At 57.3% G+C, this 12,170-nt stretch carries 11 protein-coding genes; 5 read left to right on the top strand and 6 right to left on the bottom strand.

What is annotated here, in order from left to right:
- Positions 1–81 precede the first annotated feature (81 nt).
- Together crp and MMW58_RS01880 are read left to right on the top strand one after the other, a co-directional pair.
- Positions 82–714, top strand: a complete 633-nt coding sequence (gene crp, locus MMW58_RS01885) for a cAMP-activated global transcriptional regulator CRP (RefSeq protein WP_000242758.1) — start codon at positions 82–84, stop codon at positions 712–714.
- Between the two features lie 52 nt (positions 715–766).
- Positions 767–2,845, top strand: coding sequence for a YccS/YhfK family putative transporter (locus MMW58_RS01880; protein ID WP_133600027.1), 2,079 nt, complete (start codon positions 767–769; stop codon positions 2,843–2,845).
- Here MMW58_RS01880 and argD read toward each other — a convergent pair.
- The 5 genes from argD to ppiA all read right to left on the bottom strand — a co-directional run bounded on the left by argD (position 2,835) and on the right by ppiA (position 6,179).
- On the bottom strand, positions 2,835–4,055 hold the full coding sequence (gene argD, locus MMW58_RS01875) for a bifunctional acetylornithine/succinyldiaminopimelate transaminase (protein WP_241722680.1): 1,221 nt from the start codon (positions 4,053–4,055) through the stop codon (positions 2,835–2,837). The genes MMW58_RS01880 and argD overlap by 11 nt on opposite strands.
- Before the next feature lie 89 nt (positions 4,056–4,144).
- A complete protein-coding gene (gene pabA, locus MMW58_RS01870) occupies positions 4,145–4,708 on the bottom strand; it encodes an aminodeoxychorismate synthase component 2 (protein ID WP_241722679.1) in 564 nt (187 codons plus the stop codon).
- 44 nt (positions 4,709–4,752) lie between these two features.
- A complete protein-coding gene (locus tag MMW58_RS01865) occupies positions 4,753–5,343 on the bottom strand; it encodes a putative adenosine monophosphate-protein transferase Fic (RefSeq protein WP_241722678.1) in 591 nt (196 codons plus the stop codon).
- Positions 5,333–5,500, bottom strand: a complete 168-nt coding sequence (locus tag MMW58_RS01860) for a YhfG family protein (protein WP_123709749.1) — start codon at positions 5,498–5,500, stop codon at positions 5,333–5,335. Before MMW58_RS01860 ends, MMW58_RS01865 begins: the two co-directional genes overlap by 11 nt.
- A gap of 109 nt (positions 5,501–5,609) precedes the next feature.
- On the bottom strand, positions 5,610–6,179 hold the full coding sequence (gene ppiA, locus MMW58_RS01855; RefSeq protein WP_045854052.1) for a peptidylprolyl isomerase A: 570 nt from the start codon (positions 6,177–6,179) through the stop codon (positions 5,610–5,612).
- Positions 6,180–6,456: 277 nt separating this feature from the next.
- On the opposite strand from ppiA, the gene tsgA reads away from it, so the two are divergent.
- On the top strand, positions 6,457–7,641 hold the full coding sequence (gene tsgA, locus MMW58_RS01850) for an MFS transporter TsgA (protein WP_123709748.1): 1,185 nt from the start codon (positions 6,457–6,459) through the stop codon (positions 7,639–7,641).
- A gap of 6 nt (positions 7,642–7,647) precedes the next feature.
- On the opposite strand, the gene MMW58_RS01845 is transcribed toward tsgA, so the two are convergent.
- Complete coding sequence (locus MMW58_RS01845) at positions 7,648–8,970, bottom strand: cytosine deaminase (protein ID WP_241722677.1); 1,323 nt, start codon at positions 8,968–8,970, stop codon at positions 7,648–7,650.
- 240 nt (positions 8,971–9,210) lie between these two features.
- On the opposite strand from MMW58_RS01845, the gene nirB reads away from it, so the two are divergent.
- The gene (gene nirB / locus MMW58_RS01840; RefSeq protein WP_123709747.1) at positions 9,211–11,754 is read left to right on the top strand and encodes a nitrite reductase large subunit NirB; all 2,544 of its coding nucleotides are present in this window, start codon (positions 9,211–9,213) and stop codon (positions 11,752–11,754) included.
- Positions 11,751–12,077: a nitrite reductase small subunit NirD gene (nirD, locus tag MMW58_RS01835; protein WP_123709746.1), complete on the top strand. Its 327-nt coding sequence runs from the start codon at positions 11,751–11,753 to the stop codon at positions 12,075–12,077. Before nirB ends, nirD begins: the two co-directional genes overlap by 4 nt.
- Positions 12,078–12,170 lie beyond the last annotated feature (93 nt).

The raw sequence follows: 12,170 nt of genomic DNA, 5'->3' as shown, positions 1-12,170 counted from the left end.
TAGGGAAACAATACGATTGCATGCCCGGATGCCGTGTAGTGTCGGCACCCGGAGATAGCTTATAACAGAGGATAACCGCGCATGGTGCTTGGCAAACCGCAAACAGACCCTACCCTCGAATGGTTCTTGTCTCATTGCCACATTCATAAGTACCCATCTAAAAGCACGCTGATCCACCAGGGTGAAAAAGCAGAAACGTTGTACTACATCGTCAAAGGCTCTGTGGCTGTGCTCATCAAGGATGAAGAAGGCAAAGAGATGATTCTCTCTTACCTCAACCAGGGCGATTTCATCGGTGAATTAGGCTTGTTCGAAGAAGGCCAGGAGCGTAGCGCCTGGGTACGTGCGAAAACCGCATGTGAAGTGGCCGAAATCTCCTATAAAAAATTCCGTCAGCTGATCCAGGTAAACCCGGATATTCTGATGCGTCTCTCGTCGCAGATGGCCCGCCGTCTGCAGGTTACCTCTGAGAAAGTCGGTAACCTTGCCTTCCTCGACGTCACCGGCCGTATCGCCCAGACGTTGCTGAACCTGGCAAAACAGCCTGACGCCATGACCCACCCGGACGGTATGCAAATCAAAATTACCCGTCAGGAAATCGGTCAGATCGTCGGCTGTTCACGTGAAACCGTTGGCCGTATTCTGAAGATGCTGGAAGATCAAAATCTGATCTCCGCACACGGTAAAACTATCGTCGTCTACGGCACGCGCTAAGCTGATAAAACGGCGTGTTGCTCCCGCAATACGCCGTTTTTGTTTTCCCTCTATGTGGCGCAGGCTGATTTACCACCCGGAAGTCAACTACGCACTGCGGCAAACGCTGGTGCTGTGTTTGCCGGTCGCAATTGGCCTTCTCCTCGGCCATCTGCAGCAGGGCCTGCTGTTCTCGCTGGTTCCCGCATGCTGCAACGTCGCCGGCCTTGATACGCCGCATAAGCGCTTCTTTAAACGCCTGATTATTGGCGGCTCGCTCTTTGCAGGCTGCAGCCTGATCGTTCAGCTCCTTCTCCAGCAGGATATCCCGCTGCCTTTAATTCTCAGCGGCCTGACCCTGCTCCTTGGCGTCACGGCAGAAATCAGCTCGCTGCACGCGAGGCTGCTGCCCGCCTCGCTGATTGCCGCCATCTTTACCCTGAGCCTCGCCGGCAATATGCCGGTCTGGGAGCCGCTGCTGATCTACGCGCTGGGCACGCTGTGGTACGGGCTTTTCAACTGGTTCTGGTTTTGGCTGTGGCGCGAGCAGCCGCTGCGCGAATCGCTCAGCCTGCTCTACCGGGAGCTGGCCAACTATTGTGAAGCCAAATACAGCCTGCTGACCCAGCATATCGACCCGGCAACCTCGCTGCCTCCGCTGCTTACCCGTCAGCAAAAGGTCGTCGACCTGATCACCCAGTGCTACCAGCAGATGCATATGCTGGCGGCCAATCAGCGTAACGACCATAAGCGCCTGCTGCGGGCGTTTCAGGTGGCCCTCGATCTGCAGGAGCATATTTCCGTCAGCCTGCATCAGCCGGAAGAGGTGCAGAAGCTGGTTGAACGCAGCCACGCGGAAGCGGTAATCCGCTGGAATGCGCAAACCGTCGCCGCCCGGCTAAGGGTGCTGGCGGATGACATCCTGTACCACCGCTATCCGCAGCGCTTTAACATGGATAAGCAGATCGGCGCCCTGGAGAAGATTGCCTCTCAGCACCCCGACAACCCGGTCGGGCAATTCTGCGCATGGCACTTCAGCCGCCTTGCCCGGGTGCTGCGCACCCAGCGCCCGCTGTACCCGCGTAACCTGATGGCCGATAAGGAACGGCGCCTGCCGCTGCTGCCTGCGCTGAAAAACTATCTCTCTTATAAATCGCCAGCTTTACGCAGCGCCGCCCGGATCTGCGTGATGCTCACCGCCGCGAGCCTGATGGGCAGCGCGCTAAACCTGCCTAAACCCTACTGGATCCTGATGACGGTGCTTTTCGTCACCCAGAACGGCTACGGCGCGACGCGGGTCCGCATCGTCCACCGCGCGGCGGGGACCCTTGCCGGCCTGGTGATTGCCGGACTGACGCTGCACTTCCACGTCCCGGAGGGCTATACGCTGACCGCGATGCTGATTATTACGCTGTTGAGCTATCTGATTATTCGCAAGAGCTACGGCTGGGCGATGGTGGGCTTTACCGTCACGGCGGTTTATACCCTGCAGCTGCTGACGCTCAACGGCGAGCAGTTTATTGTCGCCAGGCTTATCGATACGCTTATCGGGTGCCTGATTGCCTTCGGCGGAATGGTATGGCTGTGGCCGCAGTGGCAAAGCGGCCTGCTGCGTAAAAACGCCCACGACGCGCTGGAGGCAGACCAGGAAGCCATCCGCCTCATTCTCAGCGACGATCACCAGGCGCCGGCGCTGGCCTATCGGCGGATGCGCGTCAACCAGGCGCACAACTCTCTGTATAACTCGCTGAATCAGGCGATGCAGGAGCCCGGCTTTAACTCGCAATACCTTGACGATATGAAGCTGTGGGTCACCCATAGCCAGTTTATTGTCGAGCATATCAACGCCATGACCACGCTGGCCCGCGAGCACAATATGCTGACGCCGGATCTGGCCCGGCGCTATCTTGAATCCTGTGAGATTGCGCTGCAGCGCTGCCAGCAGCGGCTGGATACCGACGGGCCGGGTAGCGCCGGCGAGGTGAATATCATGGAGTCGCAGGATGCGGACGTGCCCCGCGGCCCGCTGAGCACCATGGAGCAGCACCTGCAGCGGATCCTCGATCATCTGAACACCATGCACACCATCTCATCGGTGGCATGGCGTCAGCGCCCGCATCACGGCATCTGGCTACGCGCAACTAAGCGCTAAGTACGCGCTGTACCGCCTGTGCGAAGCGCGCCATTCCTTCATCAATATCGCTATCGTCAATGACCAGCGAAGGCACAAAGCGCATCACGTCAGGCCCGGCATTGAGCACCATAACGCCCGCCTCCGCCGCGGCATACAGGAAATCACGCGCCCGGCCGTGATGCTGAGGCTTCAGCTCCGCGCCGATCAGCAGCCCCATACCGCGAATATCGCTAAACAGATCGAAGCGAGCGTCAATCTGCTGCAGATGCTGCACAAAGCGCTCGCGCTTCGCGTTGACGCCGTCCAGTACCTCAGGCGTATTAATCAAATCAAACGCCGCGCCGGCGACGGCGCAGGCGAGCGGATTTCCCCCGTAGGTCGAACCGTGGGAGCCGGCATGGAACGCGCTGGCGATATCATGGGTGGTCAGCATGGCGCTAATCGGGAAACCGCCGCCGAGCGCTTTCGCGCTGGTCAGGATATCCGGCGTCACGCCGTAATGCATATAGGCGAACAGCGAGCCGGTGCGCCCCATTCCGCACTGCACTTCATCAAACACCAGCAGCGCCTGGTGCTGGTCGCACAGTTCACGCAGGCCTTTGAGGAACTCCGGGGTCGCGGCCATCACGCCGCCTTCGCCCTGAATCGGCTCAACCACCACCGCGCAGGTGTGATCGTCCATTACCGCCTTCACCGCGTGCAGGTCGTTGAACGGCACGTGAACGATATCCGCCGGTTTTGGCCCGAAGCCATCAGAGTATTTTGGCTGTCCGCCAACGGATACCGTAAACAGCGAACGGCCGTGGAAAGCGTTATGGAAGGCGATAATTTTGGTTTTATAGGGACTATGGCGGGTGATCGTGTAGTTACGCGCCAGCTTGAATGCGGTTTCGTTGGCTTCGGTGCCGGAGTTCATAAACACCACGCGATCGGCGAAGGTAGCATCGACCAGCTTGCGGCCCAGGCGCAGCGCCGGTTCGTTGGTGAAAACGTTGCTGGTGTGCCACAGCGTTTCCCCCTGCTCATGCAGCGCTGCAACCAGCGCCGGATGGCAATGACCGAGCGCCGTGACGGCAATACCGCCCGCAAAATCAACGTACTCCTTGCCCTGCTGATCCCATACGCGGCTACCTTTACCTTTTACCGGAATAAACTCTGCCGGTGCATAAATCGGCAAAATAACCTCATCGAACGTGGCGCGGGTAATTGCCGGTTGCTCAGTTGCCATGTGATGCCATCCTTCTTCGTTATGCCATGATGATAGTGATATTATAATCACAAAATATGCATAAAAAATCAGTCAATGGCAACTACAAATCACCGCTTGAGGAAGTTTGCCAGCAGCCGATGCCCCTGCTCGCTAAGGATGCTTTCCGGGTGAAACTGCACCCCCTCGAGATCCCACTCACGATGGCGAATGGCCATAATCTCTCCGCTCTCGCTGCGGGCCGTCACTGCGAAGCAGTCAGGCAGGGTATCCGGGTCAATGACCAGGGAGTGATAGCGGGTCACGGTGAGGGGGTTGTTTAACCCCTGAAACACGCCGCGTCCGTCGTGGCTGATGGGGGAGGTTTTTCCGTGCATGACTTTGGCGGCGCGGACGATGGTCGCCCCGAAGACCTGGGCGATAGCCTGATGCCCCAGGCACACGCCCAGCAGCGGCACCTTCCCGGCATAATGCCCGATAACGGCCAGGGAAATCCCCGATTCATCCGGCGTGCAGGGGCCTGGTGAGATAACGATTTTCTCCGGCGCCAGCACCGCGATCTCCTCCAGCGTCAGCTCATCGTTGCGCTTAACCAGCACCTCAGCCCCCAGCTCGCAAAAATACTGGTACAAATTCCAGGTGAAAGAATCATAGTTGTCGATAAGCAGGATCATAGCGGCTCCGGAAAAAACAAAACCGGGCTATTCTACTCAGAATCTCACGCTTCGCTTACCACTTTGGCAAAGATCGCTTCCAGCGGCTGCGGATCGCCCATGGCCCCCAGCTGATTAGCCCGGCTCCACGCCTCGGGATCGATATCGCGCCAGTCGAGGATAAAGCCGGCATGAATAGCCAGCTGCTCAAAGAAAATACGCTGCGCCAGCCCGCTGCCGAGGCGAAAAGGGTGCAGCACATTGATTTCACCGTAGTACCAGCTCAGGCGCGCAATAAAAGCGCTGCGCTCCAGGCCGCTCAGATAGCTCTCCTCTTCCAGAGCCCGCATCAGCGCGTTGCCCTCTTTTTCAATCCAGGCGAAATGACAAAAAGGCGTATCTCCCTGATAGATATCAATTTCCCTGAACCGTCCGGCCCAGGCAAAAATATCCTGGTAGAGCTGATGGTGAATCGCGCAGAGATAGGGCAGCCCGCGCCCGCGCGGCCCCAGGGGAATCGTTGCCGCGCGTAGGGAGGTTATCTCCAGCATGACCTGCTCGAGCCGCCGGGCCTGGCGAATACCGGGAAGATTGCGCAATACGTCGAGCACGGGGTAGAGATAGGGATCGCGGTCATTGCCAAATTTACTGCTCATGACGCCCCCTCAGCTCAGCAAGGCGCGCCAGCGCTTCATCAGCGCTTAGCGTCACCAAAGGTACAGCGGCGCCTTCCAGCCGACGGCTGGCCTGAAAATTCACGTTTCGAGTCTGTTCCCAGAGCCGGGATTTTTGCTTATCGGTGAGTGAACGCATGCTCGCCTCTCTTGTCGTCCCCTGTGCCACAAGTATAAGCAGCAATTTCGGGTCACGCAGAAAGGCGGAAACAACGGCGCGAGCGTAGGCCGCCCGCGCGCGGGAGAGCTTAAGGCAGAACCTTCGCGGAGAGGATCACAACGGGTTTGGACGGTACATTCTGGTACGGCCCAACGTTATGCGTCTGGACCTGGGAAATCTTGTCGGCGACGTCCATTCCTTTGACGACTTTACCAAACACCGCGTAGCCAAAATCGCGCTGTCCGTGATCGAGGAAGGCGTTGTCGGCGATGTTGATGAAGAACTGGCTGGTCGCGCTGTCCTGATCGGCGGTGCGCGCCATCGCGATGGTGCCGCGGGTGTTACGCAGGCCGTTATCCGCTTCGTTTTTGATTGGCGGGTTCGGCTGCTTTTGCTGCATCTGCTCGCTGAAGCCGCCGCCCTGCACCATAAAGCCAGGAATTACGCGGTGAAAAGTGGTGTTGTTGTAGAAGCCGCTGTTCACGTACTTCAGGAAGTTATCGACGGAAATCGGTGCTTTCTGGCTATTTAACTCCAGCTCAATATTTCCCGCAGAAGTCGTCAGCAAGACATGAGGATCGCCCTTTGCTGCCATAGCCGGGGAGAAAGCGGAAATAGCGAAAACGGCAACCACCGCCGCCAGAGTTGATTTGAGCATCGAGATTCCTTAACGGAGCTGAAAAAAAGCAAGTGCATTGATTCTAAAGAGCCTTTGCATCCTGGGCCAGCCTTTTACCTAATTTTACGTAGCTGAAACAGTTGTAACGAGGCGCACTTCGCTCGGCCAAATCTATAAAAGCGATCTGCATCACACTAATCTATGCAAAAAGATCTACATTTCATAATAAACGTTTGCTTACATCACCCGAACGAATAAAATCTGTCCGCCCTGGCGCAGAGTCAACGCGCTTTACATTTCTATTCACAGGCCAGTCATGACTAACAGCAATCGTATCAAGCTCACATGGATCAGCTTCTTCTCCTACGCCCTGACCGGGGCGCTAGTGATCGTCACCGGGATGGTGATGGGCAATATCGCCGATTACTTCCATGTGCCCGTTTCGAGTATGAGCAACACCTTCACTTTCCTCAATGCCGGGATCCTGATCTCTATCTTCCTCAACGCCTGGCTGATGGAAATCGTACCGCTGAAAACGCAGCTGCGGTTTGGCTTTATCCTGATGGTACTGGCGGTAATCGGGCTGATCTTTGGCCACAGCCTGACGCTGTTCTCCGCGTCGATGTTTGTGCTCGGTCTGGTCAGCGGGATCACCATGTCGATCGGCACCTTCCTGATAACCCATATGTATGAAGGCCGCCAGCGCGGCGCGCGCCTGCTATTTACCGACTCCTTCTTCAGCATGGCGGGAATGATTTTCCCGATGGTTGCCGCCTATCTGCTGGCGCGCAGCATCGAGTGGTACTGGGTATATGTCTGCATTGGTCTGGTTTACGTCGCCATCTTCGTTCTGACCTTCGGCTGTGAATTCCCGGTGCTGGGCCATAAAGCACAGCAGGACAGTCAGCCGGTCGTCAAAGAGAAATGGGGTATCGGCGTACTGTTTCTGTCCATCGCCGCGCTGTGCTATATCCTTGGCCAGCTGGGCTTTATCTCCTGGGTGCCGGAGTATGCCAAGGGCCTGGGCATGAGCCTTGGCGACGCGGGTAAGCTGGTGAGCGATTTCTGGATGTCGTACATGATCGGTATGTGGTCATTCAGCTTCATCCTGCGTTTCTTCGACCTGCAGCGCATTCTTACCGTTCTGGCGGGCCTGGCAACGGTGCTGATGTACCTGTTTATTAACGGTTCGCCGGAGCATATGCCGTGGTTTATCCTGACCCTTGGCTTCTTCTCCAGCGCTATCTACACCTCGCTGATTACCCTGGGTTCGCAGCAGACCAAAGTCTCCTCGCCGAAGCTGGTTAACTTTGTGCTCACCTGCGGCACCATCGGGACGATGCTGACCTTCGTGGTCACCGGTCCTATCGTTGCCGCCAGCGGCCCGCAGGCAGCGCTGCAAACCGCTAACGGCCTCTATGCCGTGGTATTCGTGATGTGCATTATCCTCGGCTTCGTCTCCCGCCACCGCCAGCACGGCGCGCAGGCGGGGTCACACTAAGCCACGCTAGCTCTTTGGCCCCTTTGCATCCGCAGAGGGGCTATTGCGGGTAAAGAACAGCTCCTCCCCGCCTCTATCGGTCTGTATCCAGGTCTGCGCCAGCTGCGTGGTGGCAATAACCCGCCCCTGACGAATCGACCAGCGTACCGGCACCTGACAGCGCACGGCTTCAAAACCGTTTTCCGCAGGCAGAATAATCAGGTTGGCGGTATTGCCCGTGCTGATGCCGTAGTCGCTCAGACCAAAGGTGCGGGCGCTATTGTCGGTAATCAGCTTCAGGCCGTCGTTAATCTGCTGGTAGCCCATCAGCTGACAGACGTGCAGCCCCATATGCAGTACCTGCAGCATATTGCCGGTGCCCAGCGGATACCACGGGTCGAAAACGTCGTCGTGACCAAAGCACACGTTGATCCCTGCGGCCATCAGCTCTTTTACCCGGGTAATACCGCGCCGCTTGGGGTAATCGTCGAAGCGCCCCTGCAGGTGGATATTCACCAGCGGGTTGGCGACAAAGTTAATTCCCGAGAGCTTCAGCAGGCGAAACAGCCGCGAGGTGTAGGCGCCATTATAGGAGTGCATGGCGGTGGTATGGCTGGCCGTAACCCGCGGGCCAATCCCCTCTTTTAACGCCAGGGCCGCGACCGTTTCGACAAAGCGCGACTGCTCATCATCGATTTCATCGCAGTGGATATCCAGCGGACGCTGATACTTCTGCGCCAGGCGAAAGGCGATATGCAGGGACTCAACGCCGTACTCGCGGGTAAACTCAAAGTGGGGAATAGCCCCCACCACGTCGGCGCCGAGACGCAGCGCCTCTTCCAGCAGGGCCTCCCCATTGGGGTAGGATAAAATCCCCTCCTGTGGGAAGGCGACTATCTGCAAATCTACCCACGGAGCTACCTCCTGCTTCACTTCCAGCATCGCTTTTAAGGCGGTCAGCGTCGGGTCTGAAACATCGACATGCGTGCGCACAAACTGTATGCCGTTGGCAATTTGCCACTTCAGGGTTTTCCACGCCCGGGCTTTGACGTCCTCATGGCTCAGCAGCGCCTTGCGCTCAGCCCAACGCTCAATACCCTCGAACAGCGTCCCGGATTGATTCCAGCTCGGCTCACCGGCAGTTTGCGTCGTATCCAGATGAATATGCGGTTCAATAAACGGCGGAATGGCCAGCCCACCGCGGGCGTTGAGCACTTCAAGACTCTCGCCGCGCGCGTCGCCCATCGGGGTAATATCGCCAAAACAGCCTTTATCTATTGCTATCTGCCATAGCCCGTCGCGGCCAGGCAGGCGCACGTTCTGAATCAACCAAAGTGGTGCTGCTGTCATCTTGATGGCTCCCGTTAACATTGCTTAATTTTCACTCAGCTCGCCCCCGCGTTCTCCTGTCATTTTTGTACATAAAATCAACAAAAAGGAAAAGCCTGAGTTTTCCATAACTTATAAAAACCCAAAGAAATCATGATAATACCCATTAAGTGGTAGGCGGGATTGAATTTGATTTGCATCAATAAGTGTACCGGCTGAATCGTTAAGGTAGGCGGTATTAGAAAAGAAATCGAGGCAAAAATGAGCAAAGTCAGAATCGCTATTATCGGTAACGGCATGGTTGGCCATCGCTTTATCGAAGAGCTTCTTGATAAGGCGCCTGCCGGAGAGTTTGACATTACCGTGTTCTGCGAAGAACCCCGTATCGCTTACGACCGCGTCCACCTGTCATCTTACTTCTCCCATCATACCGCGGAAGAACTTTCGCTGGTTCGTGAAGGATTTTACGAGAAGCACGGCGTTAACGTCCTTATCGGCGAGCGCGCGATTACGATTAACCGCCAGGAGAAGGTCATTCACTCCAGCGCGGGACGCACCGTATTTTACGACAAACTGGTGATGGCAACCGGCTCCTATCCGTGGATCCCGCCGATTAAAGGCGCGGAAACTCAGGACTGCTTCGTTTACCGTACGATTGAAGATCTCAACGCTATCGAATCCTGCGCCCGTCGCAGCAAACGCGGCGCCGTCATCGGCGGCGGCCTGCTGGGCCTCGAAGCCGCAGGCGCGCTGAAAAACCTCGGCGTTGAAACCCACGTTATCGAATTTGCGCCAATGCTGATGGCCGAGCAGCTTGATAATATGGGCGGCGAGCAGCTGAAGCGCAAAATCGAAAGTATGGGCGTGAAGGTTCATACCAGCAAAAATACCAAAGAAATCGTCCAGCAGGGCACCGAAGCGCGGAAAACCATGCAATTCGCCGACGGTAGCGAGCTGCAGGTCGATTTCATCGTGTTCTCCACTGGTATCCGCCCGCGCGACAAGCTCGCCACCCAGTGCGGTCTGGCGGTGGCACAGCGCGGCGGTATCGTCGTGAATGATACCTGCCAGACCTCCGATCCGGATATCTACGCCATCGGCGAATGCGCCAGCTGGAACAACCGCGTCTATGGTCTGGTCGCGCCGGGCTACAAAATGGCCCAGGTGACCGTCGACCATATCCTCGGTACGGACAACGCCTTCACCGGCGCCGACCTCAGCGCCAAGCTGAAGCTGCTCGGCGTTGACGTTGGCGGCATCGGCGATGCGCACGGCCGCACGCCTGGCGCACGCAGCTACGTCTATCTCGATGAGAGCAAAGAAGTCTACAAGCGCCTGATCGTCAGCGCGGATAACAAAACCCTGCTCGGCGCGGTGCTGGTCGGCGATACCAGCGACTACGGCAACCTGCTGCAGCTGGTGCTCAACGCCATCGAACTGCCGGAAAACCCGGACGCGCTGATCCTGCCGTCCCATGCCGGCAGCGGCAAGCCTTCTATTGGCGTCGATAAGCTGCCGGACAGCGCGCAAATCTGCTCCTGCTTCGACGTGACCAAAGGCATGCTAATCTCCGCCATCAATAAGGGCTGCCATACCGTTGCCGCGCTGAAAGCTGAAACCAAAGCCGGTACCGGCTGCGGCGGCTGTATTCCGCTGGTGACCCAGGTACTGAACGCCGAGCTGGCAAAACAGGGTATCGAAGTTAACCATAACCTGTGCGAGCACTTCGCCTACTCGCGCCAGGAGCTGTTCCACCTGATCCGCGTCGAAGGCATCAAAACCTTCGATGAGCTGCTGGAAAAACACGGCAAGGGCTACGGCTGCGAAGTATGTAAACCTACCGTTGGCTCACTGCTGGCCTCCTGCTGGAATGAGTACATCCTCAAACCTGAGCATACGCCGCTGCAGGAGACCAACGATAACTTCCTCGCCAACATCCAGAAAGACGGGACCTACTCGATTATCCCGCGTTCCGCAGGCGGCGAAATCACCCCGGAAGGGCTGGTGGCAGTCGGCCGCATCGCGCGCGAATATAACCTCTACACCAAAATCACCGGCTCGCAGCGTATCGGCATGTTTGGCGCTCAGAAAGACGATCTGCCGGAAATCTGGCGTCAGCTGATTGAAGCGGGCTTTGAAACCGGCCACGCCTACGCCAAGGCCCTGCGTATGGCCAAAACCTGCGTCGGCAGCACCTGGTGCCGCTACGGCGTGGGCGACAGCGTAGGCTTCGGCGTCGAGCTGGAGAATCGCTATAAAGGCATCCGTACGCCGCATAAGATGAAGTTTGGCGTCTCCGGCTGCACGCGTGAATGTGCGGAAGCGCAGGGTAAAGACGTCGGCATCATCGCCACCGAAAAAGGCTGGAACCTCTACGTGTGCGGCAACGGCGGGATGAAGCCTCGCCACGCGGATCTGCTGGCCGCCGACCTTGACCGTGAAACGCTGCTCAAGTATCTCGACCGCTTTATGATGTTCTACATCCGCACCGCCGATAAGCTGACGCGTACCGCGCCATGGCTGGATAACATGGAAGGCGGGATCGATTATCTGAAGCGCGTCATCATCGACGATAAGCTTGGTCTGAACGAACACCTGGAAGAGGAGCTGGCCCGCCTGCGTGCAGCCTTCGCCTGCGAGTGGACCGAAACCGTCAACAGCCCGGCGGCGCAGACCCGCTTCAGGCACTTTATCAACAGCAGCCAGCGTGACCCGAACGTTCAGGTTGTGCCGGAACGTGAACAGCATCGCCCGGCTACGCCGTATGAGCGTATTCCGGTGACTCTGGTGGAGGAAAACGTATGAGCCAGTGGATAAACATCTGCAAGATTGACGAAATCCTGCCGGCAACCGGCGTCTGCGCCCTGCTTGGCCAGCAGCAGGTTGCCGTCTTCCGCCCTTATCATGACGAGCGGGTTTTTGCGATCAGCAACATCGATCCGTTCTTCAACGCCAGCGTTCTTTCTCGCGGCATCATTGCCGAACACGAAGGCGACCTGTGGGTTGCCAGCCCGTTGAAAAAACAGCGCTTCCGTCTGCGTGACGGCTTTTGTATGGAAGATGAGAGCCACTCCATCGCCCATTTTGACGCGCGGGTAAAAGACGGGAAGGTTCAGCTTAAAGCCTGACGCCCCGAGGTTCCCTCTGGTCCTCAGAGGGAACCATACATTCTGCTTATGCCCACTAAGCGGTAAGCACCGGAAAAGTCGTATATTTTGTCA

Source organism: Klebsiella sp. HC6 (assembly GCF_022605325.1).
GTDB lineage: Bacteria > Pseudomonadota > Gammaproteobacteria > Enterobacterales > Enterobacteriaceae > Klebsiella > Klebsiella terrigena.
Note: the sequence above shows the minus strand (reverse complement) of the source record. Positions and strands in the feature narration are given on the sequence as shown.

Excerpts from the sequence above, each read along its gene's own strand:
- crp (WP_000242758.1), top strand. The coding sequence starts at position 82 with ATGGTGCTTGGCAAACCGCAAACAGACCCTACCCTCGAATGGTTCTTG.
- MMW58_RS01880 (WP_133600027.1), top strand. The coding sequence starts at position 767 with ATGTGGCGCAGGCTGATTTACCACCCGGAAGTCAACTACGCACTGCGG.
- argD (WP_241722680.1), bottom strand. The coding sequence starts at position 4,055 with ATGGCAACTGAGCAACCGGCAATTACCCGCGCCACGTTCGATGAGGTT.
- pabA (WP_241722679.1), bottom strand. The coding sequence starts at position 4,708 with ATGATCCTGCTTATCGACAACTATGATTCTTTCACCTGGAATTTGTAC.
- MMW58_RS01865 (WP_241722678.1), bottom strand. The coding sequence starts at position 5,343 with ATGAGCAGTAAATTTGGCAATGACCGCGATCCCTATCTCTACCCCGTG.
- MMW58_RS01860 (WP_123709749.1), bottom strand. The coding sequence starts at position 5,500 with ATGCGTTCACTCACCGATAAGCAAAAATCCCGGCTCTGGGAACAGACT.
- ppiA (WP_045854052.1), bottom strand. The coding sequence starts at position 6,179 with ATGCTCAAATCAACTCTGGCGGCGGTGGTTGCCGTTTTCGCTATTTCC.
- tsgA (WP_123709748.1), top strand. The coding sequence starts at position 6,457 with ATGACTAACAGCAATCGTATCAAGCTCACATGGATCAGCTTCTTCTCC.
- MMW58_RS01845 (WP_241722677.1), bottom strand. The coding sequence starts at position 8,970 with ATGACAGCAGCACCACTTTGGTTGATTCAGAACGTGCGCCTGCCTGGC.
- nirB (WP_123709747.1), top strand. The coding sequence starts at position 9,211 with ATGAGCAAAGTCAGAATCGCTATTATCGGTAACGGCATGGTTGGCCAT.
- nirD (WP_123709746.1), top strand. The coding sequence starts at position 11,751 with ATGAGCCAGTGGATAAACATCTGCAAGATTGACGAAATCCTGCCGGCA.